Origin of the sequence: Streptomyces sp. NPDC012637 (genome assembly GCF_042954805.1) — a bacterium.
In the GTDB taxonomy this organism is placed as follows: domain Bacteria; phylum Actinomycetota; class Actinomycetes; order Streptomycetales; family Streptomycetaceae; genus Streptomyces.
Genome location: NZ_JBIBDS010000005.1, coordinates 66,700 through 91,055, shown reverse-complemented (window position 1 = coordinate 91,055; position 24,356 = coordinate 66,700). Strand labels below are relative to the sequence as shown.

Sequence of the window (24,356 nt, the reverse complement as noted above, 5' to 3'; positions counted from 1 at the left end):
CGGTACGGGCGGGGGCGGCGGCCTCAGGCCGCCTGCAGCAGCCTCCGTCCGAACTCCGTACCGGGCGGCAGCTGACGCCGTACCCGGCCCAGCGCCTCCTCGAAGTCGCCGCCGGCGATGCCGGATTCGAAGGCCGCTCCCCCGTAGTGGAGGGTGAGGCTGAGGTCGGCGCGCTCGCCGAGGGTCAGCAGGCAGCTGAGCGTCGCCTGCTGGGTGACCCCGTCCGCGACGACGGGGAGCGGGAGATCCCACTCCAGCACGCACCCGGTGAGGGCCTGCCCGCCCTCGTCCGCGGCGCTGAGCGCGGCGAAGCTCGCGCCCGTGTACTCGATTCCCCTGATGCGGGTCACCACACGGCTCCCGTCGGCCGTGATGACGATCGCTTCCGCACCACGGCGGTCCCGGTACCAACCGGTCCAGACTTCTGTCGACTCCGATGACATGCGCGGACTGTAGCGGTATGACCGGCTCCGGCGCGCGCCCGGTCACCCGGCGGCCGGACTTCTCCCGGTCTCGCCGTTCTTGCCGGTCACGTGCGTGCTGGTGGCTTCCGCGCCGTCTTCGCCGCGCGGTTCCCCGTCGTCGGGCACGTACAGCTTGCACCGCGGGTTGCGGCAGGGCTGCACCTCCCACTCCGGCACCCAGGCGCCGAGGACCTTGTGGCGCTTCGCCAGGACCTGGCGGTGTTCCCCGCAGGCCGGGCAGGGATGCTCGGCCTGGGGGTCCCGTGTGGTGAACGGCGCAGGCTCGGTCATGTCTCCAGACTAGGGCGCGACCCCCGTCACCGCTTCCTGGTGTACGTCCGCACGACGACCCCGTTCCCGAAGGTCCGGACGTCCTCGAGCGCGAAGTCGCGCACGGCGAAGTCCGTCCCGAACATCGGCATTCCGGAGCCGTACACCTGCGGGTAGCTCTTGATGACCAGCTCGTCGATCTCGTCGGCGAGCTGACCGGCGATGTTCGCGCCGCCGCAGAGCCAGATGCCCAGCGGGCCGTCCTCGGCCTTGAGCTCGCGGACCCGGCCGACCAGGCCGCCGGCCACCAGCTCGACGTTCGGGTCGGGCGACTCGGTGAGCGAGCTGGTCGCGACGATCTCGCGCAGATGGGCGTACGGGCTGGTGATGCCGGTGTCCAGGGCGAGGCGGTACGAGCCGAGGCCCTGGATCACGGTGTCGAACCGCTTGTTGGGCACGCCCGCGACGCCGAAGGCCTCCCGGGCGACGGACGGGATCGTCTCCGGGTATTCGCTTTTCATGAAAGCGGCGTACTCCTCGTCCATGAACTGGAACATGGAGGAGGCGTCGCCCTTGGGGTCGCCGATGAAGCCGTCGAGGGAGCAGGCGACGTAGTACGTGAGCTTGCGCAAGCCGGAACTCTTTCCGTTAGGAGGCAGTGGCCGTTGACCACTGCATCCATAGTGCTCCACCCGTAGTGGTTGCGCAAGCCCCTTTCGCACATCGATTCGCCCCACCGGTCCCCGCCGCCGCCCCGTGCGCCCCGCGGGCGTCAGCGGGTGCGCCGCGTCACGAACTCCGCGAGCGCCAGCAGGTCCCCCGCCGCCGACAAGTCCGGCACCGCCCGCGAGAGTTGCTCGACCGCGCGGGCCATCCGCTCGGCCGCCTGGCCCTGCGCCCAGTCCCGGCCACCGGCCCGCTCCACCGCGTCCGCCGCCGCCCGCACCGCCTCCGCGTCCAGGACCGGGCGGGCATAGAGCTCCGCCAGTTCCTCGCCCGCCGGGGTCCCGGAGGTGAGCGCGGCCACCACCGGCAGCGACTTCTTGTGGGCGACGAGATCGGCGCCGGCCGGCTTGCCCGTGCGCCCCGGGTCGCCCCAGATGCCGATCAGGTCGTCGATCAGCTGGAACGCGAGCCCGGCCTCCCGGCCGAACGCGTCGAGCGCGGCGACCGCCTCCTCGTCGGCGCCCGCGTACAGCGCGCCCAGCGCGCAGGCGCAGCCGAGGAGCGCCCCGGTCTTGGCGGTGGCCATCGCCACCACCTCGTCCAGGGAGACCTCGTACGGCCCGCGCTGCTCGAAGGCGCAGTCCGCCTGCTGGCCCGCGCACAGCTCGATGACACAGGCGGCGAGCCGGGCGGCGGCGGGGACGGCGGCCGGGTGGGGATCCTCGGCGAGGAGCCGCAGCGCGAGCGCGTTCATCGCGTCACCCGCGAGCAGCGCGTCGGGGATGCCGAACACCTTCCAGGCGGTGGGCCGGTGACGGCGGGTCGGGTCCTCGTCGACGATGTCGTCGTGGAGCAGGGTGAAGTTGTGGGCCAGCTCGACCGCCGCGGCGGCCTTCACCGCCGGGGCCGGGTCCGCGCCGAGCGCGCGGGTGGCGGCGAGCACCAGGGCCGGGCGGATGGCCTTGCCGCTCTGGCCGTCCGCGGCCGGACTGCCGTCGGCCTCCTCCCAGCCGAAGTGGTACGCCGCGATACGCCGTATGGAGCCGGGCAGGGACGCGACGGTCGTGCGGAGCTGGGGGTCGACGACGCTGCGCGTCCGGTCGAGGAGCAGCACGGCGCTCCGTCCCCCGGTCGCGGCGTCCGCGCTGGTCGTGGTCATTGTTCTCGGTCACTTTCCTGACGGGTCTGCGGCGGGCGGCGGAGCGGGCACCGGGGGCGGAGGCCCGTCGGCCGGGTCCCGCCCGCGGAGGATCGGCCCGGTGCTCGGTCAGTGCCGGCGGCCGATCTCGACGTTCTCCAGGACGCCCAGCGCGTCGGGGACCAGGACGGCCGCCGAGTAGTAGGCGGTGAGCAGGTAGGAGACGATCGCCTGGTCGTCGATGCCCATGAAGCGGCAGGACAGGCCCGGCTCGATCTCGTCCGGCAGGCCCGGCTGGTGCAGGCCGATCACGCCCTGGTCCGACTCGCCCGTGCGCATGCAGATGATCGAGGTGGTGCGGGCGCCGGAGACCGGGATCTTGTCGCACGGGTAGATCGGGACGCCGCGCCAGGTCATGATCCGGGTGCCGTCGGCGTCGATCGTGTCGGGGACCAGGCCGCGCCTGTTGAGCTCGCGCCCGAAGGCGGCGATGGCCTGCGGGTGGGCGAGGAACAGCTTGGATCCGCGTCGGCGGGAGAGCAGCTCGTCCATGTCGTCCGGGCCCGGCACGCCGTCGTGGGGCTGGAGACGCTGGCCGTAGTCGCAGTTGGCGAGGAGGCCGAACTCCCGGTTGTTGACCAGCTCGTGCTCCTGGCGCTCGCGCAGTGCCTCGACCGTGAGCCGCACCTGGTGCTCGGTCTGGTCCATCGGGTGGTTGTAGAGGTCGGCCACGCGCGTGTGGACCTTCAGCACGGTCTGGGCGACGCTCAGCTCGTACTCGCGCGGGGAGATCTCGTAGTCGACGAAGGTGTGCGGGACGACGGGCTCGCCGACGTGGCCCGCGGAGAGTTCGATGGCCGCCTCGCCGAACCCGTTGGCGGGCCGGTGGGGCAGCGCCGCGTACTCGGCGAGGTGGCCGGCGAGCGCGCCGGCCCGCGCCGCGACGCCGAGGACCTCGGCCCTGCCGAGCTCGAGGACCGTGCAGGCGGTGGCGGCGCGTGCGGTCCACGCCCAGGTGGCCTCCGCGCTGACCAGCGCGTCCGCTCCGAAGTAGGCGCCGTCGGCGAGGACGCCGAGCACGGTCTCGCCCCCGTACGGCCCCTCTCCGAGCTGCTCGACCTTGCCGTGCGCGAGCAGGTGGACCCGGTCGGCGGTCCCGCCCCGGGTGGCGATGACCTCGCCCGCCGCGTACTCCCGCTGGACGCAGCGGGCGGCCAGCTCGGTGAGGACGCCCTGGTCCTCGAAGTCGCGCAGGGCGGGGAGCTCGCCGAGCTCGGCGGGGACGACCGCGACGCGCTCGCCGGTCTGCACGAAGGTGACCCGGCCGTCGCCCACCGCGTAGCTCAGCCGCCGGTTCACCCGGTAGGTGCCTCCCTGCACCCGCACCCACGGCAGCGCGCGCAGCAGCCACCGGGAGGTGATCTCCTGCATCTGCGGGGCCGACTTGGTGGTGCTCGCGAGGTTCCGCGCGGCGGCGGTGCCGAGACTCTGCTGCGCGGGCGTGCCCTCGCGCACCTCGTCGCCAACCGAACCAACGGACATGGAACTCCCTCTCGATACGACAAACCTGCGAGAGAAAGCCTTTCAGCACGCAGCGTGCCCGCGCCATTACACAAAAGAGTGGGAGTCGACGGCGCGGGGCTGGGCATGGCGCACGGTTTCCGGACGCCCCACCCGGTCCGCGCACTCGGCCGGATCGACTCGCACACCGTCCGAACGGATGGCAGTGGAGCCGATCCCTCCGGTACTCCGTGGGACTGGAGGAGAACCGGAAGAAGCCGGGTCCCCCCGTCCCGAAAGGAGCCGGTCATGGCCACACCCATGTCCGCGAGCCGCTTCCTCGACGCCCTGCGCGACGAGGGTCTGACGGTCGTCGAGGTCGGCGAGTGGCGCACCCACAACCGCAACCACAAGGGCCCCTGGGGTCCCGTGCACGGCGTGATGATCCACCACACCGTCACCCGGGGCACCAGCAACACCGTCCGTATCTGCCGGGACGGCCACGACGCCCTGCCCGGGCCGCTGTGCCACGGCGTGATCGCCAAGGACGGCAGCGTCCACCTGGTCGGCTACGGCAGGGCCAACCACGCCGGCCTCGGCGACGACGAGGTGCTGCGGGCGGTCATCGCCGAGAAGCGCCTCCCGCGCGACGACGAGGCCACGACCGACGGCAACCGCCACTTCTACGGCTTCGAGTGCGAGAACCTGGGCGACGGCAAGGACCCGTGGCCCAAGGTCCAGCTGGAGGCCATCGCCAAGGCCGCGGCCGCGCTGTGCCGGGTGCACGGCTGGACCCACCGCTCGGTCATCGGCCACCTGGAGTGGCAGCCGGGCAAGGTCGACCCGCGCGGCTTCACCATGGCGTCGATGCGCGAGCGGATCGCGGAACGCCTGCGGTAGCCCGGGGGCCGACGGCAGGGGGCAGCCCGGCAGCCGCCGGCCTTCGGCAGCCGGTGGACAATGGCCGGGTGAACGCGTTCGACCTCGCTCTGTCCCGGCTGCGGCCCCGGCTGCCGTCCCCTCTGGAGCCGGTCGAGGACGAGCGCTTCGCCCGGCGTGGCCTGCGGCTGCTGCTCAAGCGCGACGACCTGATCCATCCGGACCTGCCGGGCAACAAGTGGCGCAAGCTGGCGCTCAATCTCCGGGAGGCCGACGGCCGCCCGGTGCTGACCTTCGGCGGTGCCTACTCCAACCACCTGCGCGCCACGGCCGCCGCAGGCCGGCTGCTCGGCTTCGACACGATCGGGGTCGTACGGGGCGACGAGCTGGAAGACCGCCCCCTGAACCCCTCGCTGGCGCGCTGCGCGGCGGACGGCATGCGGCTGGTGTTCGTCGACCGCGGCACGTACCGCGCGAAGGACGGTCCCGCGGTCCTCGCCCGGATCCTGGAGCGGGCCCCGGAGGACGTGTACGCCGTCCCCGAGGGCGGCAGCAACGCGCTCGCCGTCCGGGGCTGCGCGGAGCTCGGCGGCGAGCTGTGCGGGGCCGCGGACGTGGCCGTCGTCGCGTGCGGCACCGGCGGCACGCTCGCGGGCCTCGCGGCCGGGTTCGACGGCCGGACGCTGGGCGTCCCGGTGCTCAGGGGCGGCTTCCTCGGCGGGGAGATCACCGCGCTCCAGGAGTCCGCGTTCGGCGGTCCCCGGGGCGCGTGGAGCCTCGACGAGCGCTTCCACGGCGGCGGATACGCCCGTACGACACCGGAACTCGACGCCTTCGCACGGGATTTCGAGGCGCGTCACGGAGCGCGGCACGGACTCGCCATCGAGCGACTGTATGTCGCCAAAATGCTCTACGGACTGGTGACGCTCGCCGAGGAGGGCGCCTTCGCGCCGGGCACCCGGATCGCCGCGGTGGTCACGGGTGCGCCGGAGCCTCAGTCCGCCTCCTCCCGGTAGGCCGCGGCCTCTTCGAGGTCGAGCCGGCGCAGCAGGGTGCGCATCATCTCGTCGTCGATGCGGCGGGCGTCGCGGAGCTTCACGAAGACCTCGCGCTCGGCGTCGATCATCTCCCGGGCGAGGCGCCGGTAGGTGTCGTCCACGGTCTCGCCGGTGATCTCGTTGACGGTGCCGAGACGCTCCCAGACGGCGTTGCGGCGCCGTTCCATGACCGTGCGCAGCCGGTCGGCGAGCGGGCCCGGGAGGGCGTTGTGCTCGTCGGCGAGGAGTGCGTCGAGCCGGGCCTCGGCGGCCCGGGAGGCCTCGCTCTGGGCCTGTGCCTCGGCGAGGGTCTCCTGGACGCGGTCGCGGCCGGGCAGCTTCAGGGCCCGGATCAGCGGCGGCAGGGTCAGGCCCTGGACGACGAGAGTGCCGATGACGGTGGTGAAGGTGAGGAAGAGGACCAGGTTGCGGGCCGGGAACTCGACGCCGCCGGAGACCACCGGGATGGAGAAGGCGATGGCGAGCGAGACCACTCCCCGCATGCCGGCCCAGCCGACGATCACCGGCGCCTTCCAGTCCACGCCCTGCTCCCGCTGCCTGATGCGGGCGGACAGCGCGCGGGGCAGGAAGGTCGCGGGGAAGACCCAGACGAAGCGGACCACGACCACGAAGACGAAGACCCCGACCGCGTACCAGGCGGCCTCGCCGATCCCGTACCGGCCGAGGTCCCGCACGACGAACGGCAGCTGGAGCCCGATCAGCGCGAAGACGGCGGACTCCAGGACGAAGGCGACCATCCGCCACACCGCCTCCTCCTGGAGCCGCGTGGCGAAGTCGACCTGCCAGTTCTTGTGGCCGAGGAAGAGGCCGACCACGACGACGGCGAGGACGCCGGAGGCGCCCACCTGCTCGGCGGCGGCGTAGGCGACGAAGGGGATGAGCAGGGAGAGGGTGTTCTGGAGGAGGGCCTCCCGCAGGTGGGTGCGGAGCCAGTGGATCGGCACCATGAGGACGAGGCCGACGCCGATGCCGCCGATCGCGGCGAGCGCGAACTCCCCCAGGCCGCCGGCCCAGCTGATGCCCTCCCCCACGGCGGCGGCGAGGGCGACCTTGTAGGCGGTGATCGCGGTCGCGTCGTTCACCAGGGACTCGCCCTGGAGGATCGTGGTGATGCGGTTCGGCAGGCCGAGCCTGCGGGCGATGGCGGTGGCGGCGACCGCGTCCGGCGGGGCGACGACCGCGCCGAGCACGAGGGCGGCGGTCAGCGGCAGGTCGGGCACGAGGACGTACGCGAGCCAGCCCACCGCGACGGTCGCGAAGAGCACGTAGCCGACGGAGAGCAGCGCGACCGGCCGGATGTTGGCGCGCAGGTCGAGGTACGAGGACTCGACGGCGGCCGTGTAGAGCAGCGGCGGCAGGATCAGCGGCAGCACGATGTGCGGGTCGAGGGTGTAGTCGGGCACCCCGGGCACGTACGCGGCGGCGAGGCCCACCGCGACGAGGAGCAGCGGGGCGGGTACCGGCGTCCTGCGGGCGAAGCCCGCCACCGCGGTGCTCGCCGCGACCAGCGCCACCAGTTGCAGTGCGTCCATGCCGTCCCATCTCCCCTCGTGTCACTCGCGCCACAACGTAACCTGGCCATCATGAGCGAGTGCCCGCACGTTGCCGAGATGCCGCGCCCCGAACCGGTGCCGCTGCACGACACCTGCCCGGAGTGCCTTGCCGACGGCACGCACCCCGTCCAGCTGCGGCTCTGTCTGAGCTGTGGGCACGTGGGGTGCTGCGACTCGTCGGAGGGACGGCACGCGACGGCGCACTTCCACAGCACCGGGCACCCGGTGATGCGGACCTTCGAGCCGAACGAACGCTGGCGGTGGTGCTTCGTGGACGGTTCGATCGTCTGACGGCTGGGTACGTCACCCCTCCGCGGGTTCTCCGCGGCCGCCGGTGCGTACGGCGGGTCCATCGGTCCGGGCCCTCGCGGGGGGCGGTCCTGCCGGACCCCCGGCGACACGGCGGGACGGATCGCGATAGCGTCTCGGCGGACTGCGCAAACCGACTGCGTACCGCCAGGTCCGGGGGGCTTCCTTCCCGGACCCCGAAAGAGCTTGTGCCACCTTGGAGGTGAGGGTGTCCCAGATCGCAGGCGAGCCCGGGACCCAGGACTTCGTGGAAGTCCGGCTGCCCGCTGCGGGTGCCTACCTGTCCGTGCTGCGTACGGCCACGGCCGGTCTCGCGGCGCGCTTGGACTTCACCCTCGACGAGATCGAGGACCTGCGGATCGCCGTCGACGAGGCGTGCGCGATCCTGCTCCAGCAGGCGGTGCCGGGCTCGGTACTGAGCTGTGTGTTCCGACTGGTCGACGACTCCCTCGACGTGACGGTCTCTGCTCCGACGACCGACGGCCGGGCGCCGGAGCGGGACACCTTCGCGTGGACGGTGCTCTCGGCGCTGGCCGGGAAGGTGGAGTCGTCGGTGGCCGAGGACCGGACGGTCTCCATCAGCCTGTACAAACAGCGCGGCGCGGGGCCAGGCCCGGCGTGAGGAGCGGGGACGCGACGGCCGGCATCCCTGAGCAGCAGGCACGGCCGCAGGGGGTGGCCGGTACCGAGGTCGAGATCGAGGTCGCTACGGAGCAGGCGGACCAGATGAGCGAGCAGCACGAGCAGCACGAAGCGGTCCCTGACGCGGCCGGGCCGCGGGAGGTGCCGCCGCAGGAGGTGCCCGACCCGCACGACCGCAGCGGTGCGCGGGCGCTCTTCGTCGAGCTGCGCGGCCTTCCGGAGGGTTCGCCGGAGAAGGCGGCGCTGCGCGACCGGCTGGTGCGGATGCACCTGCCGCTGGTGGAGCACCTCGCCCGGCGCTTCCGCAACCGGGGCGAGCCGCTGGACGACCTGACCCAGGTGGCGACGATCGGTCTGATCAAGTCGGTCGACCGGTTCGACCCGGACCGCGGGGTGGAGTTCTCCACGTACGCGACGCCGACGGTGGTCGGCGAGATCAAGCGCCACTTCCGTGACAAGGGCTGGGCGGTACGGGTCCCTCGGCGGCTCCAGGAGCTGCGGCTCTCGCTGACGACGGCGACGGCGGAGCTGTCGCAGCAGCACGGCCGCTCGCCGACCGTGCACGAGCTTGCCGAGCGCCTCGGGATCTCCGAGGAGGAGGTCCTGGAGGGCCTGGAGTCGGCGAACGCCTACTCGACGCTCTCCCTTGACGTGCCCGACACGGACGACGAGTCGCCGGCGGTCGCGGACACGCTGGGCGCGGAGGACGAGGCGCTGGAGGGCGTCGAGTACCGGGAGTCGCTCAAGCCGCTCCTGGAGGACCTGCCGCCGCGCGAGAAGCGGATCCTGCTGCTGCGCTTCTTCGGGAACATGACCCAGTCGCAGATCGCCCAGGAGGTCGGCATCTCGCAGATGCACGTCTCCCGGCTGCTGGCGCGCACGCTGGCGCAGCTGCGGGAGAAGCTCCTCGTCGAGGAGTGAGCCGCCGGTCCGGGCCTGCCCGGCCCTGAGCCGGTCGAGGAGTGAGCCGCCGGTCCGGGCCTGCCCGGCCCTGAGCCGAAGGAGACGGCCTACGCGGAGTCCTGGCCGGGGCGCTTGATGCCGAGCGCCTCGGTCGTGGACGGGCTCGCCAGAAGGACGAGGCCGGTCACGGCGAGGACCGCGAGGGCGATGCCGGCCGGGATCATGACGCTGTCCGCCTGGAGGAGCTGCCAGGCGACGGGCAGCGCGAGGACCTGGGTGATCACCGCGGGGCCGCGGCTCCAGGACCGGCGCAGCCACAGGCCGCGGGCGGCGACGAGCGGGATGAGCCCGAGGGCGACCAGGGTGGCCGCGCCCATGAGGGCGGAGGCGAGGTCGCCGGCGCGGTCGGTGAGACTCGTCACCAGCATGACGAGGCCGCCCGCCACGAGGGCCAGGCCCTCGACGCCGGCCACCGCCGCGGCGGCGGTGAGCCGCCCGGGCCGGATTCCCGGCTCCGCACGCTGCTCGGGACTGCTGGTGTCGGCACTGCTCGCACTGCTCATGCAAGGCAGGGTAGCCGGGGCGGCCGGGGGCGGTCCCGGGCAGGCCGGGACTGGGCCCGGTACCGCCGGGTAGGTACGCTGGCGGTCATGCGCGCGCTTCTCGTGGTCAATCCGGCAGCAACCACCACCAGTGCCCGCACACGGGACGTGCTGATCCACGCGCTCGCCAGCGAGATGAAGCTGGAGGCGGTGACGACCGAGTACCGGGGCCACGCCCGTGACCTGGGGCGCAGGGCCGCCGAGTCGGACGACGTCGACCTGGTGGTGGCGCTCGGTGGCGACGGCACGGTCAACGAGGTGGTCAACGGGCTGCTGCACGCCGGGCCCGATCCGGAGCGGCTGCCGGGGCTCGCGGTGGTGCCGGGCGGATCGACCAATGTCTTCGCCCGGGCGCTCGGACTCCCGAACGACGCGGTGGAGGCGACCGGCGCACTCCTCGACGCGCTGCGTGAGCGGCGGACACGGACGGTGAGCCTGGGTCTCGCGTCCGGGACGCCGGGCACGGACGACGAGGGCGTGCCGGAGCGCTGGTTCACCTTCTGCGCCGGATTCGGTTTCGACGCGAGCGTGATCGGCCGGGTCGAACAGCAGCGCGAACGCGGCAAGCGTTCGACCCACGCGCTCTATCTGCGTCAGGTGGTGCGCCAGTTCCTGGGCGAGCAGAACCGGCGGCACGGCACGATCACCCTGGAGCGGCCGGGTGAGGATCCCGTGCAGGATCTCGTCCTGTCCATAATCTGCAACACCTCTCCCTGGACCTACCTGGGGAATCGTCCGGTGTACGCGTCGCCGGAGGCGTCCTTCGAGACGGCGCTCGACGTGCTCGGACTGAGCCGGCTCTCGGCGCCTTCGGTGGCCCGGTACGCGACCCAGCTGCTCACTTCGACCCCGGAGCGCGGGCCGCACGGCAAGCACGCGGTGACCCTGCACGATCTGACCGACTTCACCTTGCATTCGAAGGTGCCGCTCCCCCTCCAGATGGACGGAGACCACCTGGGGCTGCGTACGAGCGTGACGTTCACAGGCGTTCGCCGTGCACTGCGTGTGATTGTGTGACCAGAAGGACCGAAAGTCCTTCTACTCGAACGTTTAGGCTGCCCTCCACCCCCTAGAAGTACGGCTGTGACGGAGCCGACACCGAGGAATCAAAAAAAACTTTCCAGAAGGGGTTGTATCCGTTGCTGGGGTTTGGGAGTCTCTTCTTGGCGATCGGGACGGCCCGCAGGACCGGCCTCCACTGAGAGCCAGAACCCCACCCCAGTGACAAGGACCACGCCAGTTCACCTGGCAGTCGGCCCTTCCCCTGCGGGGGGATTCGTGAAAGCGTTCACATTCACAAGCAACTTGCACGCAACACCTGAGAGAGGTAGCAGCCATGGACTGGCGTCACAACGCCGTTTGTCGTGAGGAAGACCCCGAGCTGTTCTTCCCCATCGGCAACACCGGTCCTGCGCTGCTGCAGATCGAGGAAGCCAAGGCCGTCTGCCGCCGCTGCCCCGTGATGGAGCAGTGCCTGCAGTGGGCGCTCGAGTCCGGCCAGGACTCCGGCGTCTGGGGTGGCCTCAGCGAGGACGAGCGCCGCGCGATGAAGCGCCGCGCCGCCCGCAACCGGGCGCGCAACGCCAGCGCCTGAGCCACCTGCACAGCCTGAGGCACGCGGCGCGTACATCGCGTACGTCATCACCGCCCCCCGAGCCGCAGCCGCGCAGCAGTAACCCACAGCATTCGAGCCCCGGACCGATTCCCTTCGGTCCGGGGCTCGCTGCTGTGAACAGGGGCCACCGCCGGGCGGTGAACTCCGTTTGCCCCCGCGGGACTTCCGCGCGACTTTGCTCCCGCGGGATTTCCGCGCGACTTCCCGCGGGACATCCGCGCGGCTTCTGTGCCCGTCCCGCGCTGGTCCCGCTCTGGTCCCGCTCTGGGATCGCGCCGCTTCCGCTCTGGCCCCGCGGCCGCTCCCGCGCCGCTTCCGCGCTACTTCTGCGGCTGTACGGGGATGTCGAGGACGACGCGGGTGCCGCGCCCGGCGCCGGGCTGCATGTCGAAGGTGCCGCCCAGCTCGCCCTCGACCAGCGTCCGCACGATCTGCAGACCGAGGTTGCCGGCGCGCTGCGGGTCGAAGCCCTCGGGCAGTCCGCGGCCGTCGTCCTTGACCGTGATGAGCAGTCGGGCGTCGGCGCGGGGTTCGCCGCGGACGGCGGTGACCTCGACGGTGCCGTGCTCGCCCGGCGCGAAGGCGTGTTCCAGGGCGTTCTGCAGGATCTCGGTGAGGACCATGGAGAGCGGCGTGGCGACCTCGGCGTCGAGGATGCCGAAGCGGCCGTTGCGGCGGCAGGTGACCTTGCCCGGGGAGATCTCGGCGACCATCGCGATCACCCGGTCGGCGATCTCGTCGAACTCGACCCGCTCGTCCAGGTTCTGGGACAGCGTCTCGTGGACGATGGCGATCGAACCGACGCGCCGCACCGCCTCGTTGAGGGCCTCGCGCCCGCGGTCGGAGTCCATCCGGCGGGCCTGGAGGCGCAACAGGGCGGCCACGGTCTGGAGGTTGTTCTTCACCCGGTGGTGGATCTCCCGGATGGTGGCGTCCTTGGTGATCAACTCGCGCTCGCGGCGGCGCAGTTCGGTGACGTCACGGAGCAGGACGAGCGAGCCGATGCGGGTGCCCTTGGGCTTGAGCGGGATGGCGCGCAGCTGGATCACCCCGCCGTTGCCCTCGACCTCGAACTCGCGCGGGGCGTAGCCGGAGGCCATCTTGGCCAGGGCCTCGTCCACCGGACCGCGGGAAGGGGCGAGTTCGGCGGTGATCTGGCCGAGGTCCTGGCCGACCAGGTCGGCGGCGAGGCCGAGGCGGTGGTACGCGGAGAGGGCGTTGGGCGAGGCGTACTGGACGACGCCCTCGGCGTCGAGGCGGATGAGCCCGTCGCCGGCCCGCGGGGAGGAGTCCATGTCGACCTGCTCGCCGGGGAACGGGAAGGAACCGGCGGCGATCATCTGGGCCAGGTCGGAGGCGGACTGGAGGTAGGTGAGCTCCAGGCGGGACGGGGTCCGCACGGTGAGCAGGTTGGTGTTGCGGGCGATCACGCCGAGGACGCGGCCGTCGCGCCGTACGGGGATCGACTCGACCCGGACGGGGACCTCCTCGCGCCACTCGGGGTCGCCCTCGCGGACGATCCGGCCCTCGTCGAGGGCGGCGTCGAGCAGCGGGCGCCGGCCGCGCGGGACCAGGTGGCCGACCATGTCGTCCTGGTAGGAGGTGGGCCCGGTGTTGGGCCGCATCTGGGCGACGGAGACGTAGCGGGTGCCGTCCAGGGTGGGAACCCACAGGACCAGGTCGGCGAAGGAGAGGTCGGAGAGCAGCTGCCACTCCGAGACCAGCATGTGGAGCCAGTCGAGGTCGGACTCGCTCAGCGCGGTGTGCTGGCGGACGAGGTCGTTCATGGAGGGCACGTGTGCGAGCGTACCCGTGGAATTCGACGGCGGTGAACCTGGAGTTCCCGGCGTTCGTGTTGGAGGATGGGCCCGGAACCACCGCGTTCCCATGGATGGACAGACGAGAATGGTCTAGTCCACAATGTTTTCCACAGAGCCTCCGTCCTCCCCGCACAGGAGGACGGACGAGGTACCCGGCGCTCTCTGCCCTGACTGCGCCGAGACCTCCCATCACGGCCGAGGGACCGCACACCCCCGGCCGGGCTACTCCGGGCTGCGGTGCCGGACGGGTTGAGGGTCCCGTCCCGGCGCCGCGGCCCGCGGGTTTTCCGGGGCCCCTCCCCTACGTGCGCCGGGCCGGCCGGGCCCGCGTCTACGCCCGCGAGGCGGGCCAGGCCCGCATCGCCAGCTCGGCCAGCGCCTCCAGCTCCTCCGCCGTCGCCCCGTCGCGGGCCTGCTGGGACATGCCCTGGAGGACGGCGCCGCTGAAGCGGGCCAGAGCGGCCGGGTCGGTGCCGGGCGGGAGCTCGCCCGAGTCGACGTCCTGGCGGATCCGCTTCTCGAACCGCGCGATGTTGCCGTTCCGCCGGTCGCGGAGCAGCCGCTCGACCTCGGGGGTGGAGCAGTTGACCGCCGCCGAGATCATCAGGCAGCCGCGCGGGTGGGCCGGGTCGGTGTACAGCCCCGCGGCCTCCCGGAGCATCCGGCCGATGGCGCCGCGCGCGGTCGGCTCCTCCGCGAGGGCCCGCCCGCCGAAGGCCCCGTACGAGCCCGCGTACCCCTCGACGACCTCCTCGAACAGGGTCTTCTTGTCGCCGAAGGCCGCGTAGAGGCTGGGCGCGCTGATCCCCATGACCCGGGTGAGGTCGGAGACGGAGGTCGTCTCGTACCCGTGCTCCCAGAAGGCCATCGTCGCCTGCTCCAGCGCCGTCGGGCGGTCGAAGGAGCGGGGGCGGCCACGCTGCTTGGTCGTCATGACGGAAATTCTATAGCGAGCACTACGGAACGTGGGGTACGGTTCTTTCTGTAACGACCGCTAGGGAATGCGAGGGGGGCGTCGTCATGGGCGTGCTCAAGGGAAAGACGGCACTGGTCACGGGCGGCAGCCGGGGCATCGGGCGCGGGATCGCCGAGCGGCTCGGCAGGGACGGCGCGCGGGTCGCGGTGCACTACGGGAGCAACGAGGCCGCGGCGAAGGAGACGGTCGCGGCGATCACGGCGGCCGGCGGCGACGCGTTCGCGATCGGCCAGGAGCTGGGGGTCGCCGGGGACGCGGAGGCGCTGTGGGCGGCCTTCGACGCCCATGCGGACGGCCTGGACATCCTGGTGAACAACGCGGGGATCGGGGCCTCGGCGCCCTTCGCCACGATCGGCGAGGAGGAATACGAGCGGATCTTCGCGGTCAACACGAAGGCGCCGTTCTTCCTGGCACAGCTGGGTGCGGAGCGGCTGCGCGACGGCGGCCGGATCGTGAACGTGTCGACGGGCCTGTCGCACGCCGCGGCGATGCCGGACCTCATCGCCTACGCGATGTCGAAGAGCGCCCTGGACGTCTTCACCCGCTACCTGTCGAAGGTGCTGGGCGCGCGGGGGATCACGGTCAACGCGGTGGCGCCGGGCATCGTCGACACCGACATCAACGCGCACTGGCTGCGGGGGAACGAGGAGGCGATGGCGGGTGCCGCGGCGATGGCGGCCCTCGGACGGGTCGGCACCCCCGAGGACATAGCCGACGTGGTGGCCTTCCTGGCCTCCCATGACGGGCGCTGGGTGACGGGGCAGTGGATCGACGCGACGGGTGGCTCCCTGGACTGACGCGAGAGGGGCAGCCGAGGGGTTCGAGTGGCTGCTGGGACCGGTGCGGCCGACGATGAGATGAGGCCCGTCCGCGGGGCGGAACGGCATGGGCGGACGGCCAGCGCTCTGCTAGATTTGAACCTAGATTGGTCTATACCACCTCGGTTCTTTCCAGCCCCTCACCAGATCGGCAGGCTCAGCGTGGAAGTTGTCATCGTCAAGGACGCCAAGGCGGGCGGCGAGCTCATCGCGGACGGCATCGCCGGCCTCCTGCGCCGCAAGCCCGACGCGCTGCTCGGCGTGGCCACCGGCTCGACCCCGCTGCCCATCTACGACGCCCTGATCGCGCAGGTCAAGGCCGGTTCCGTGGACGCCTCCCGGGCCCGGATCGCCCAGCTGGACGAGTACGTGGGCCTGCCCACGGGGCACCCGGAGTCGTACCGGGCCACGGTGCTCCGCCAGGTCGTCGAGCCGCTCGGGCTCTCCGAGGCGGCCTTCATGGGCCCGGACGGCTCGGCCGAGGACGTCCAGGCGGCCTGCGAGGCCTACGACCGGGCGCTCGCCGAGGCGGGCGGTGTCGACCTCCAGATCCTGGGCATCGGCACCGACGGGCACATCGGCTTCAACGAGCCCTGCTCCTCGCTCGCGTCCCGGACCCGGATCAAGACGCTGACCGAGCAGACCCGGGTCGACAACGCGCGCTTCTTCGACGACGACATCGAGCAGGTGCCGCACCACGTCATCACCCAGGGCATCGGCACCATCCTGGAGGCCCGTCACCTGGTGCTGCTCGCCACCGGCGAGGGCAAGGCCGAGGCCGTGGCGCAGACGGTCGAGGGCCCGGTCGCCGCGCTGGTGCCGGCCTCGGCGCTCCAGCTGCACCCGCACGCGACCGTGGTCGTGGACGAGGCCGCCGCCTCCAAGCTGAAGCTCGCGGACTACTTCCGCCACACGTACGCGAACAAGCCGTCCTGGCAGGGCATCTGACCGGCGCCCCGGGACCCCGGGGCCCACGCGCAAGGGGCCCGGCACCTGATTCCAGGTGCCGGGCCCTTGCGCGTACCGCTACCTGCCCGCGATGACCTCGGCCGCCGCGCGGCCGCAGACGCGGGCCGCGCCGTGCGTGGCGATGTGGAGGGCGCCGCGGGGCGCCGACTCGTTCAGGCCCATCTCCACCACGACCGTGTCCGGGCGGGCCGCGACCAGGGCGTCCAGGGCGCCGGCCATCCACGGGTGCCGGTGGGCGTCGCGGACGACGGCGACCACCCGCCGGTCCCCCGCGGCGGCCAGGACGGCGTCCACCGAGGCCTCGGCCCCGTAGGAGCCGGTCGTGGTGCCCGGCAGCAGGCGCTCCAGCTCGGCGGCGATCCCCCAGGGCGTCTCGTCGCCGACGGCGAAGTTCGCGACGGGGGTGAAGGAGGCCACGTAGGGCGCGGTGGTCAGCGGCTCGTGGGCCCGCTCCCCCGCCGTCACCTCGAGGGCCCTGCGAGCCGCGACGAGGCCGACCTCGGTGCCGGGCGCGGTCCCCTCCTGTTGTGCCGCGCCCGGCCCCGATACCCCCCTGGCCCGGTGCGCCTGGGTCCAGGCCGCCAGCGCGCGTACACGCGCCGCGGCGTCGGCCAGCCGCTCCTCGGGCAGTTCACCGGTCCGTACCGCGTTCACCAGCGCGTCGCGCAGTCGCAGTACGGTGTCCTCGTCGGCCAGCCCGCCGCCGACGCAGATGGCGTCGGCGCCCGCGGCGATCGCGAGGACGGATCCGCGCTCGATGCCGTACGTCGACGAGATGGCCTGCATCTCCATCCCGTCAGTGACGATCAGCCCCTGGAAGCCCAGCTCCCGGCGCAGCAGTCCGGTGAGGATCTGCGGGCTGAGGGTGGCCGGCCGGTCGGGGTCGAGCGCGGAGAGCAGGATATGCGCGCTCATCACGGCTTTGGTACCGGCGGCGATGGCCGCGCGGAAAGGTGCCAGCTCACGGGCGTGCAGTGTGTCGAGGTCCACATCGATCCGGGGCAGCGCGTGGTGCGAATCCACATTGGTGTCGCCGTGCCCCGGGAAGTGCTTGGTGCAGGCGGCGACGCCCACGGACTGCAGGCCGTCGACGTAGGCCACGGTGTGCCGGGCGACGAGCCCGGGGTCGGCGCCGAAGGAGCGCACGCCGATGACCGGGTTGTCGGCGTTGGAGTTGACGTCGGCGGACGGCGCCCAGTTGAGGTCGACCCCGCACTCGGCGAGCCGGCGGCCGAGCTCACGGGCCACGGCCCGGGTGAGCTCGACGTCGTCGACGGTGCCGAGGGCGTAGTTGCCGGGGAAGGAGGAGCCCTCCTTCACCTCGAGGCGGGTGACGTCGCCGCCCTCCTCGTCGATGGCGACCAGGACGTCCTCGCGCTCGGCGCGCAGTCGCGCGGTGAGCGCGGCGAGCTGCCCGGGGGCGACGATGTTCCGGCCGAAGAGGCCGACCGAGGACAGTCCCTCGCCGATCCGGCGGAGCAGCCAGTCGGGGGCGGTGGTGCCGACGAAGCCCGGCTGGAGGACGGTGAGCGCGTCCCTGGTCAGGGTGTCCGGGGCGGTTGCGAGCGTGGTCATGAGGCGCCGTTATCCCTTCACCGCGCCGGCGGTCATGCCGCCGACGGCCTTGCGCTGGAGGAAGAGGAAGACGATCAGGACGGGGAGCGCGAAGAGGGTCGAGGCGGCCATGGTGGCGCCCCAGTCGCTGCCGAACGCGGTCTGGAACTGGGTCAGCCAGAGCGTCAGCGTCTGGGTCTCCTTGTCCTTGTTGAGCATGAGGATCATGGCGAACTCGTTCCAGGCCGTGATGAAGCCGAAGATCGAGGTCGACATCAGGCCCGGGGCGAGCAGCGGGAAGATGACCTTGCGGAAGGCCTGGCCGCGGGTGCAGCCGTCGATCTGGGCGGCCTCCTCCAGCTCCACCGGGACGGCGGCGATGAAGCCGCGCAGGGTCCAGATGGTGAAGGGCAGGACCATCACGAAGTAGATGAGCGTGAGGACCGGGATGCTGTTCAGCATGTCGTTCTCACGGGAGATCATGTACATCGCGATGACCATGACCTCCCAGGGGGCCATCTGCGCCATCATCACGACGAGGACGATGCCCTTGCGGCCGCGGAACTTCATCCGGGCGAGCGCGAAGCTCGCGAGCAGGGCCACCAGGAGGGCGAGGAGCACCGCGCCGAGGGTCACCACCAGGCTGTTGGTGACATAGGTCCAGAAAAGGTCGACGCCGGTGGCGGTCGAGTAGTTCTCGAAGGTCGGCGTGAAGACGAAGACCGGGTCCTTCGTGAGGATCTCGTGCTGCGGCTTCAGCGAGGACGAGAACATCCAGTAGACCGGGAAGACGAACACCGCCGCGATCACGAGGGCGGAGAGGTTCTTGACGACGGCTCCGACCGTGAGCCGCTTCCTCGCGCGGTACTTCTTCGGGGCCGGGCTGGTGGTGGCGCTCACAGCTGCTCCTCCTGCTTCAGGATCAGGCGGAAGTAGAAGGACATGATCGCGACGAGCATCACGATCGTCAGGACGGAGATGGCCGCGGCGACGCCGTAGTGGAACTGGCCGACGCCCTCGATGTACGCGAAGACCGGCAGGGTCTCGGAGGCGCGGTCGGGGCCGCCCTTGTTCATCGCGTAGACCTGCGTGAACGCCTTGAAGATCCAGATGATCTCCAGGAACGTGGTGATCAGGAAGAAGGGCTTGAGGTTCGGGAAGACCACGGCCCAGAAGGTGCGCCAGCCGTTCGCGCCGTCCATCTTGGCGGCCTCGTAGAGCTCGCCGCCGATGGTGGTGAGGGCGGCGTACATGTTGAGGGCCACGAACGGCACCGAGCCCCAGACGAGCAGGAGCAGCGAGATCACCAGGGTGGAGAAGCCGGTCTCGAACCAGTTGTGCTGGTCGTAGCCGGAGAAGCCGAGCGTGCGCATCACCCAGTTGGCGACGCCGAACTGCTCGTCGAAGAGCCACTGGAAGACGGTGACGGAGGCGACGATCGGCATGGCCCAGGCGAAGACCAGGGCGAGCGAGAGCACCAGCCGCATCTTCTTGCCGAGGCGGTTGAGGAGCAGGCCGATGCCGGTGCCGACGGCCATGATCAGCAGGACGTTGACGGCGGTGAAGAGGACCGAGCGGACGACGACGGTCCAGAAGTCGGAGTCGCCGAGCAGATCGGTGTAGTTGTCGAAGCCGGTCCACACCGTCTCGCGGGTGATGAACTCCTTCCGGTTCAGTTCCTGGAAGGAGAGGACCACGTTGCGGACCAGCGGGTAGAGCAGCAGGAGCGCCATCGACAGCAGGGCCGGGGCGACGAGCAGGTACGGCAGCAGCCCGCCAGGCAGGGAGCGTCTCCCTCGCGAGGGCTGACGGACTTCCTTCGGGCTGGCGGGGGCCGGCGGGGTCTGAGACTTCCCTGCCGCCCTCCCGGGCGCGTCCTGGGGACCGGCGGTCGCCGTCCCCGGGGAGTCCACGGTCATGATCTTCTTCCTCGCGGTTCTGGGGCCTGTCCGGTGGATCAGGGCCGGACAGGCCGCGGGGTCTGGTGCGGTGCGTCGCAAGGCGCCGGAGCATCGCGATAGCGGAGCTATCGGGGCGCTCCGGCAACGCGGCGAGGTGCCGCGCCAGGGGTCGCGGGCCCGGCCATGATCCGCCGGGCAGGCCCCAGGGCTCCCGTGCCCACCGGGAAGCGGCCCGGGGGAGCGGGCCGCTGCAAACTGCGGAGCACCGGCGGTGCGGTCCGGGTCACCGGGCCGCACCGCCGGGCTGTGATCACTGCTGGTTGATGCGCTCGTTGATGACCTTGTCGGCGGCCTCACCGGCGGCCTTGGCGTCCTCGCCCTTCAGGACCTTGGTCATGTAGTCCTTGATCGGGTTCGGGGCGGTCTCGACGTTCGCCCAGCCCGGGGTCACCGGGGTGATCTTGCCGACGGAGGCGGACAGCTTCATGGCCTCGGCGAAGGAGCCGGCGGCCGGCGTGAACTGCGCGGCGTCGTTGTTCGGGAGCAGGGCACCCTCGGTGGCGGCGGCGTACTTCGCCATGTACTCCTTGCCGGCGGCGAGGGCCAGCCACTCCTTGGCGAGGTCCTTGTTCTGGGAGCGCTCGGCCACGGCGAGGTTCGAGCCGCCGAAGAACACGGAGCCCGGCTTGTCGGCGGTCTTGCCCGGGATCGGGAAGTAGCCGAAGTCGGCGGTCTTGCCGGCCTTCTTCATGGCCTCGATCGCGCCGCCGGCCTCCCAGCCGAGACCGACCCAGGACGCCACGCCGCCCTTGGGCACGACGTCGGTGGACTGCTGCGGGGTCGCCTCGTCCTTGTCCTTGGGAGCGGTGGAGTAGGACGCCAGCTCCTTGTAGAAGTTCATGGCGTTGGCGGCCTCGGGGGAGGACAGGTTGCCCTTCCACTTGTCGCCGTCCTTGACCGCGAGGTCGCTGCCCTCGTCCCAGATGAAGCCGGCGAGGACGTACCAGCTCTGGCCGGGCAGGTAGATCGGCTGGCTCTTCGGGTCGGAGGCCTTGAGCTTCTTCAGGCCCTCGATCCACTCGGCGCGGGTCTTCGGCGGGGTGACGCCGGCCTTCTTGAAGGCGGCCTTGTCGTAGACGACGACGCGGTTGGTGGCGTACCACGGGGCGGAGTAGAGCTTGCCGTCCAGCTCGTTGGAGGCGAGCATGCCCTTGTTCCAGCCGTCGTAGCCCAGCTTGGCCTTGTCACCGGTGAGGTCGGCGAGGCCTCCGGTGACCGCGTAGCCGGCGGTCTGGGTGTTGCCGAGCTCCAGGACGTCCGGCGGGGTGTCCTCGGAGAGGGCGGTGGTGACCTTCTCCTGGATGCCGTTCCACTGCTGCTTCTCGACCTTGACCTTGACGCCCGGGTGCTTGGCCTCGAAGGCCTTGTTGACCTCGGCGGTCCAGGCGTCCGGCGCGGAACCGTCCATCACCCAGACGGTCAGGGTCTTGGCTCCGCCGTCGGCCTTGCCCTTGTCCCCCTTGTCGCCGCTGTCGGAACCACACGCGGCAATGCTGACCATCATGCCCGCGACGCCGATCGCCGCGATGAGCTTGCGCTTCACGCCACCCTCCTCAGGGATGCCTGCTCCCCCCACCACCGCGCGAAGACATACGTCGAGTAATGCTGTGGGGCTGGGACCTGGTCTTTAATGGTTTAGACCAGTACCCGGAGCTTGGCCTAGACCTTTAGGGGTGTCAAGGGTGTATAAGAAGGGCAGTCGCGTCCGTTATCGGACCGACACCTGAGGGAGGGCGACGACCTGTGACCGGTCCGTGCCACCATGTGAGCCGCGACAGACGGAGGAGCCGGTGACGGCAGCAGCACAGGAGTCGGAAAGGCAGGCCATGGCCACGGACGCGGGCAACACCGAGACAGAGGGCGGCGTCGCCACCCGCACCGCGCGCGTGCCCAAGTACTACCGACTGAAGCGGCACCTGCTCGACATGACGGAGACCCTGCCGCCCGGCACCCCGGTCCCGCCCGAGCGGACGCTCGCCGCCGAGTTCGACACCTCCCGCACCACGGTCCGCCAGGCCCTGCAGGAGCTGGTCGTCGAGGGCCGCCTGGAGCGGATCCAGGGCAAGGGCACCTTCGTGGCCAAGCCCAAGGTCTCCCAGGCCCTGCAGCTCACCTCGTACACCGAGGACATGCGCGCCCAGGGCCTGGAGCCCACCTCGCAGCTCCTGGACATCGGGTACGTCACGGCCGACGACACCCTCGCCGGCCTCCTCGACATCTCCCCCGGCGGACGGGTCCTGCGCATCGAACGGCTGCGGCTCGCCAGCGGCGAGCCGATGGCCATCGAGACCACCCATCTGTCCGCCAAGCGCTTCCCCGCGCTGCGGCGCTCGCTGGTCAAGTACACCTCGCTCTACACGGCGCTCGCGGAGGTGTACGACGTCCACCTGGCCGAGGCCGAGGAGACCATCGAGACCTCCCTCGCCACCCCGCGCGAGGCCGGCCTGCTCGGCACGGACGTGGGCCTGCCGATGCTGATGCTCTCGCGCCACTCGCTCGACGCCAACGGCGAGCCGGTGGAGTGGGTGCGCTCGGTCTACCGCGGCGACCGCTACAAGTTCGTCGCCCGGCTGCAGCGCCCCAACGGCTGATCCGCCGATCCGCTCTGACGGCTGATCCGTCATTCCGCTCTGACGGCTGATCCGTTATACGGACAGGGGTTCCTAGAAACGAAACCGTCCCCTAGATTTCCTCGGCATTACGAGGTGATCAGCGAGGGGACGGTTTCGCCATGTCAGAAGCCACACAAGGGAAACAACCGGTCATCACGCCACTCAGAGTGGTGATCGCGCTCTGCCTCTTCGCGCCTTTCGTCGCGATGCTCTGGGTGACGTCGTACGCCAAGGTGGAACCCACCTTCATCGGCGTCCCGTTCTTCTACTGGTACCAGATGCTCTGGGTCGTGGTGTCCACCGCGCTCACCATGGTCGCCTACAAGCTGTGGCAGCGTGACCAGCGCGCCCGCAAGGGGGGTGCGTCGAAGTGAACGACGGCGTGAACGGCGTCGCGCTCGGCGTCTTCGTCTTCTTCTTCCTGGCCGTCACGGTCATGGGTTTCATGGCCGCGCGCTGGCGCAAGGCCGAGAACGAGCACAGCCTCGACGAATGGGGCCTGGGCGGCCGCTCGTTCGGCACCTGGATCACCTGGTTTCTGCTCGGCGGCGACCTCTACACCGCGTACACCTTCGTCGCCGTCCCGGCGGCCATCTACGCCGCGGGCGCGGCCGGCTTCTTCGCCGTGCCGTACACCATCCTGGTCTACCCGCTGATCTTCACCTTCCTGCCCCGCCTGTGGTCGGTGTCCCACAAGCACGGCTACGTGACCACCTCCGACTTCGTCCGCGGCCGCTTCGGCTCCAAGGGCCTGTCGCTCGCGGTCGCGGTCACCGGCATCCTCGCCACCATGCCGTACATCGCGCTCCAGCTCGTCGGCATCCAGGCCGTCCTGGACGTGATGGGCGTCGGCGGCGGCGAGAACACCAACTGGTTCGTCAAGGACCTGCCGCTGCTCATCGCCTTCGGCGTGCTCGCCGCGTACACGTACTCCTCCGGCCTGCGCGCCCCGGCGCTCATCGCCTTCGTCAAGGACACGCTCATCTACATCGTCATCGCGGTGGCGATCATCTACATCCCGATCAAGCTGGGCGGCTTCGACGAGATCTTCGCCAAGGCGGGCGAGGCGTACTCGACGGTCAACCCGGCCACCGGCAAGCCGAAGGGCGCGCTCGTGCCCGGCGAGGCGGGCCAGTGGACGTACGCGACGCTGGCGCTCGGCTCGGCGCTCGCGCTCTTCATGTACCCGCACTCGATCACCGCGACGCTCTCCTCCAAGAGCCGTGAGGTGATCCGCCGCAACACCACGATCCTGCCGCTGTACTCCCTGATGCTGGGACTGCTCGCGCTGCTCGGCTTCATGGCGATCGCGGCCGGCGTGAAGGTGACCAACGGCCAGCTGGCCATCCCGCAGCTGTTCGAGAACATGTTCCCGGCCTGGTTCGCGGGCGTGGCCTTCGCCGCCATCGGCATCGGCGCGCTCGTGCCCGCCGCGATCATGTCGATCGCCGCCGCCAACCTCTTCACCAGGAACATCTACAAGGACTTCATCAAGAAGGACGCCACCCCGGCCCAGGAGACCAAGGTCTCCAAGCTGGTCTCGCTCCTGGTGAAGGTCGGCGCCCTGGTCTTCGTCCTCACCATGGACAAGACCGTCGCCATCAACTTCCAGCTGCTCGGCGGCATCTGGATCCTGCAGACCTTCCCGGCCCTGGTCGGCGGCCTGTTCACCCGCTGGATGCACCGCTGGGCACTGCTCGCGGGCTGGGCCGTCGGCATGATCTACGGCACCTGGACCGCCTACGGGGTCGCGAGCCCCACGCAGAAGCACTTCGGCGGCTCCTCGGCGGAGATCCCGGGCATCGGCGAGATGGGCTACATCGCCCTCACCGCCTTCGTCCTCAACGTCCTCGTCACCGTGGTCCTCACCTTCGTCCTGAAGGCCGTCAAGGCGCCGGACGGCGTCGACGAGACCGCGCCCGGGGACTACACGGCGGACGCCGGCGACGCGGGCGTCGCCACCGAGCTGCCGAAGGTCGGTGCCGCCGGGCACTGATCCCGACCGCACCGCCCTCTCCGCCCGCCGACCGGGACCCCGGCCGGCGGG

General features: G+C 71.2%; 25 protein-coding genes. 12 read left to right on the top strand and 13 right to left on the bottom strand.

Annotation, left to right across the window (positions count from 1 at the left end):
* Positions 1–23 precede the first annotated feature (23 nt).
* From ACFY8W_RS20845 to ACFY8W_RS20825, 5 genes are all read right to left on the bottom strand, one after another.
* Entirely contained in the window at positions 24–443 is a 420-nt protein-coding gene (locus tag ACFY8W_RS20845; protein WP_391107123.1) for a DUF6304 family protein, read from the bottom strand.
* 42 nt (positions 444–485) lie between these two features.
* Positions 486–755, bottom strand: coding sequence for a hypothetical protein (locus ACFY8W_RS20840; protein ID WP_391107120.1), 270 nt, complete (start codon positions 753–755; stop codon positions 486–488).
* A gap of 26 nt (positions 756–781) precedes the next feature.
* On the bottom strand, positions 782–1,366 hold the full coding sequence (locus ACFY8W_RS20835; protein WP_391107118.1) for a dihydrofolate reductase family protein: 585 nt from the start codon (positions 1,364–1,366) through the stop codon (positions 782–784).
* 140 nt (positions 1,367–1,506) lie between these two features.
* Positions 1,507–2,559: a family 2 encapsulin nanocompartment cargo protein polyprenyl transferase gene (locus ACFY8W_RS20830; protein WP_391107115.1), complete on the bottom strand. Its 1,053-nt coding sequence runs from the start codon at positions 2,557–2,559 to the stop codon at positions 1,507–1,509.
* Positions 2,560–2,667: 108 nt separating this feature from the next.
* Complete coding sequence (locus ACFY8W_RS20825) at positions 2,668–4,080, bottom strand: family 2B encapsulin nanocompartment shell protein (RefSeq protein WP_391107112.1); 1,413 nt, start codon at positions 4,078–4,080, stop codon at positions 2,668–2,670.
* Between the two features lie 267 nt (positions 4,081–4,347).
* Between ACFY8W_RS20825 and ACFY8W_RS20820 the strand changes: the two genes are divergently transcribed.
* Entirely contained in the window at positions 4,348–4,938 is a 591-nt protein-coding gene (locus tag ACFY8W_RS20820) for an N-acetylmuramoyl-L-alanine amidase (RefSeq protein WP_391107110.1), read from the top strand.
* A gap of 68 nt (positions 4,939–5,006) precedes the next feature.
* Positions 5,007–5,933, top strand: a complete 927-nt coding sequence (locus ACFY8W_RS20815; protein ID WP_391107107.1) for a pyridoxal-phosphate dependent enzyme — start codon at positions 5,007–5,009, stop codon at positions 5,931–5,933.
* On the opposite strand, the gene ACFY8W_RS20810 is transcribed toward ACFY8W_RS20815, so the two are convergent.
* Entirely contained in the window at positions 5,912–7,507 is a 1,596-nt protein-coding gene (locus tag ACFY8W_RS20810) for a Na+/H+ antiporter (RefSeq protein ID WP_391107104.1), read from the bottom strand. The genes ACFY8W_RS20815 and ACFY8W_RS20810 overlap by 22 nt on opposite strands.
* 51 nt (positions 7,508–7,558) lie before the next feature.
* On the opposite strand from ACFY8W_RS20810, the gene ACFY8W_RS20805 reads away from it, so the two are divergent.
* The 3 genes from ACFY8W_RS20805 to ACFY8W_RS20795 all read left to right on the top strand — a co-directional run bounded on the left by ACFY8W_RS20805 (position 7,559) and on the right by ACFY8W_RS20795 (position 9,400).
* Positions 7,559–7,819 (top strand): UBP-type zinc finger domain-containing protein, encoded by a 261-nt coding sequence (locus ACFY8W_RS20805; protein ID WP_391107102.1) that lies wholly within the window; start codon positions 7,559–7,561, stop codon positions 7,817–7,819.
* Positions 7,820–8,045: 226 nt separating this feature from the next.
* On the top strand, positions 8,046–8,459 hold the full coding sequence (locus tag ACFY8W_RS20800) for an anti-sigma regulatory factor (RefSeq protein ID WP_015036094.1): 414 nt from the start codon (positions 8,046–8,048) through the stop codon (positions 8,457–8,459).
* On the top strand, positions 8,456–9,400 hold the full coding sequence (locus ACFY8W_RS20795; protein WP_391107099.1) for a SigB/SigF/SigG family RNA polymerase sigma factor: 945 nt from the start codon (positions 8,456–8,458) through the stop codon (positions 9,398–9,400). Before ACFY8W_RS20800 ends, ACFY8W_RS20795 begins: the two co-directional genes overlap by 4 nt.
* A gap of 89 nt (positions 9,401–9,489) precedes the next feature.
* On the opposite strand, the gene ACFY8W_RS20790 is transcribed toward ACFY8W_RS20795, so the two are convergent.
* A complete protein-coding gene (locus ACFY8W_RS20790; protein ID WP_391107096.1) occupies positions 9,490–9,945 on the bottom strand; it encodes a hypothetical protein in 456 nt (151 codons plus the stop codon).
* An 87-nt stretch (positions 9,946–10,032) separates the two neighbouring features.
* On the opposite strand from ACFY8W_RS20790, the gene ACFY8W_RS20785 reads away from it, so the two are divergent.
* On the top strand, positions 10,033–11,001 hold the full coding sequence (locus ACFY8W_RS20785; protein WP_391107093.1) for a diacylglycerol kinase family protein: 969 nt from the start codon (positions 10,033–10,035) through the stop codon (positions 10,999–11,001).
* A gap of 319 nt (positions 11,002–11,320) precedes the next feature.
* Positions 11,321–11,578, top strand: a complete 258-nt coding sequence (locus tag ACFY8W_RS20780; protein ID WP_003953983.1) for a WhiB family transcriptional regulator — start codon at positions 11,321–11,323, stop codon at positions 11,576–11,578.
* Between the two features lie 341 nt (positions 11,579–11,919).
* Here the strand turns inward: ACFY8W_RS20780 and ACFY8W_RS20775 are convergent, their stop codons facing one another.
* Both ACFY8W_RS20775 and ACFY8W_RS20770 read right to left on the bottom strand, forming a co-directional pair.
* Positions 11,920–13,386, bottom strand: coding sequence for a histidine kinase N-terminal domain-containing protein (locus ACFY8W_RS20775; protein ID WP_391108243.1), 1,467 nt, complete (start codon positions 13,384–13,386; stop codon positions 11,920–11,922).
* Positions 13,387–13,750: 364 nt separating this feature from the next.
* A complete protein-coding gene (locus ACFY8W_RS20770) occupies positions 13,751–14,353 on the bottom strand; it encodes a TetR family transcriptional regulator (protein ID WP_391107090.1) in 603 nt (200 codons plus the stop codon).
* An 86-nt stretch (positions 14,354–14,439) separates the two neighbouring features.
* Here ACFY8W_RS20770 and ACFY8W_RS20765 point away from each other — a divergent pair, with 86 nt between their 5' ends.
* Both ACFY8W_RS20765 and nagB read left to right on the top strand, forming a co-directional pair.
* Positions 14,440–15,192 carry an SDR family oxidoreductase gene (locus ACFY8W_RS20765; protein WP_391107088.1) on the top strand — a complete coding sequence of 251 codons (753 nt, stop codon included), beginning with the start codon at positions 14,440–14,442 and terminating at the stop codon, positions 15,190–15,192.
* A 183-nt stretch (positions 15,193–15,375) separates the two neighbouring features.
* Positions 15,376–16,161 (top strand): glucosamine-6-phosphate deaminase, encoded by a 786-nt coding sequence (nagB, locus tag ACFY8W_RS20760; RefSeq protein WP_391107085.1) that lies wholly within the window; start codon positions 15,376–15,378, stop codon positions 16,159–16,161.
* 78 nt (positions 16,162–16,239) lie between these two features.
* On the opposite strand, the gene ACFY8W_RS20755 is transcribed toward nagB, so the two are convergent.
* The 4 genes from ACFY8W_RS20755 to ACFY8W_RS20740 all read right to left on the bottom strand — a co-directional run bounded on the left by ACFY8W_RS20755 (position 16,240) and on the right by ACFY8W_RS20740 (position 21,240).
* A complete protein-coding gene (locus tag ACFY8W_RS20755) occupies positions 16,240–17,757 on the bottom strand; it encodes a glycoside hydrolase family 3 N-terminal domain-containing protein (RefSeq protein ID WP_391107083.1) in 1,518 nt (505 codons plus the stop codon).
* Between the two features lie 9 nt (positions 17,758–17,766).
* A complete protein-coding gene (locus tag ACFY8W_RS20750; protein ID WP_391107080.1) occupies positions 17,767–18,636 on the bottom strand; it encodes an ABC transporter permease subunit in 870 nt (289 codons plus the stop codon).
* On the bottom strand, positions 18,633–19,655 hold the full coding sequence (locus tag ACFY8W_RS20745; protein ID WP_391107077.1) for an ABC transporter permease subunit: 1,023 nt from the start codon (positions 19,653–19,655) through the stop codon (positions 18,633–18,635). Before ACFY8W_RS20745 ends, ACFY8W_RS20750 begins: the two co-directional genes overlap by 4 nt.
* A 292-nt stretch (positions 19,656–19,947) precedes the next feature.
* The gene (locus ACFY8W_RS20740; protein WP_391107074.1) at positions 19,948–21,240 is read right to left on the bottom strand and encodes an extracellular solute-binding protein; all 1,293 of its coding nucleotides are present in this window, start codon (positions 21,238–21,240) and stop codon (positions 19,948–19,950) included.
* A 283-nt stretch (positions 21,241–21,523) separates the two neighbouring features.
* On the opposite strand from ACFY8W_RS20740, the gene ACFY8W_RS20735 reads away from it, so the two are divergent.
* The 3 genes from ACFY8W_RS20735 (at position 21,524) to mctP (ending at position 24,305) form a co-directional block, all read left to right on the top strand.
* Positions 21,524–22,288 (top strand): GntR family transcriptional regulator, encoded by a 765-nt coding sequence (locus ACFY8W_RS20735; protein ID WP_128983038.1) that lies wholly within the window; start codon positions 21,524–21,526, stop codon positions 22,286–22,288.
* 140 nt (positions 22,289–22,428) lie between these two features.
* Positions 22,429–22,683: a DUF3311 domain-containing protein gene (locus ACFY8W_RS20730; RefSeq protein WP_391107072.1), complete on the top strand. Its 255-nt coding sequence runs from the start codon at positions 22,429–22,431 to the stop codon at positions 22,681–22,683.
* Positions 22,680–24,305: a monocarboxylate uptake permease MctP gene (mctP, locus tag ACFY8W_RS20725; protein ID WP_391107070.1), complete on the top strand. Its 1,626-nt coding sequence runs from the start codon at positions 22,680–22,682 to the stop codon at positions 24,303–24,305. The genes ACFY8W_RS20730 and mctP overlap by 4 nt, the downstream gene beginning before the upstream one ends.
* Positions 24,306–24,356: the final 51 nt, after the last annotated feature.

Excerpts from the sequence above, each read along its gene's own strand:
- ACFY8W_RS20730 (WP_391107072.1), top strand. The coding sequence starts at position 22,429 with ATGTCAGAAGCCACACAAGGGAAACAACCGGTCATCACGCCACTCAGA.
- ACFY8W_RS20765 (WP_391107088.1), top strand. The coding sequence starts at position 14,440 with ATGGGCGTGCTCAAGGGAAAGACGGCACTGGTCACGGGCGGCAGCCGG.
- ACFY8W_RS20735 (WP_128983038.1), top strand. The coding sequence starts at position 21,524 with ATGGCCACGGACGCGGGCAACACCGAGACAGAGGGCGGCGTCGCCACC.
- ACFY8W_RS20845 (WP_391107123.1), bottom strand. The coding sequence starts at position 443 with ATGTCATCGGAGTCGACAGAAGTCTGGACCGGTTGGTACCGGGACCGC.
- ACFY8W_RS20770 (WP_391107090.1), bottom strand. The coding sequence starts at position 14,353 with ATGACGACCAAGCAGCGTGGCCGCCCCCGCTCCTTCGACCGCCCGACG.
- ACFY8W_RS20810 (WP_391107104.1), bottom strand. The coding sequence starts at position 7,507 with ATGGACGCACTGCAACTGGTGGCGCTGGTCGCGGCGAGCACCGCGGTG.
- ACFY8W_RS20785 (WP_391107093.1), top strand. The coding sequence starts at position 10,033 with ATGCGCGCGCTTCTCGTGGTCAATCCGGCAGCAACCACCACCAGTGCC.
- ACFY8W_RS20775 (WP_391108243.1), bottom strand. The coding sequence starts at position 13,386 with ATGAACGACCTCGTCCGCCAGCACACCGCGCTGAGCGAGTCCGACCTC.
- ACFY8W_RS20745 (WP_391107077.1), bottom strand. The coding sequence starts at position 19,655 with ATGACCGTGGACTCCCCGGGGACGGCGACCGCCGGTCCCCAGGACGCG.
- ACFY8W_RS20825 (WP_391107112.1), bottom strand. The coding sequence starts at position 4,080 with ATGTCCGTTGGTTCGGTTGGCGACGAGGTGCGCGAGGGCACGCCCGCG.
- ACFY8W_RS20755 (WP_391107083.1), bottom strand. The coding sequence starts at position 17,757 with ATGACCACGCTCGCAACCGCCCCGGACACCCTGACCAGGGACGCGCTC.
- ACFY8W_RS20840 (WP_391107120.1), bottom strand. The coding sequence starts at position 755 with ATGACCGAGCCTGCGCCGTTCACCACACGGGACCCCCAGGCCGAGCAT.
- ACFY8W_RS20790 (WP_391107096.1), bottom strand. The coding sequence starts at position 9,945 with ATGAGCAGTGCGAGCAGTGCCGACACCAGCAGTCCCGAGCAGCGTGCG.
- ACFY8W_RS20805 (WP_391107102.1), top strand. The coding sequence starts at position 7,559 with ATGAGCGAGTGCCCGCACGTTGCCGAGATGCCGCGCCCCGAACCGGTG.
- ACFY8W_RS20820 (WP_391107110.1), top strand. The coding sequence starts at position 4,348 with ATGGCCACACCCATGTCCGCGAGCCGCTTCCTCGACGCCCTGCGCGAC.
- ACFY8W_RS20780 (WP_003953983.1), top strand. The coding sequence starts at position 11,321 with ATGGACTGGCGTCACAACGCCGTTTGTCGTGAGGAAGACCCCGAGCTG.
- ACFY8W_RS20830 (WP_391107115.1), bottom strand. The coding sequence starts at position 2,559 with ATGACCACGACCAGCGCGGACGCCGCGACCGGGGGACGGAGCGCCGTG.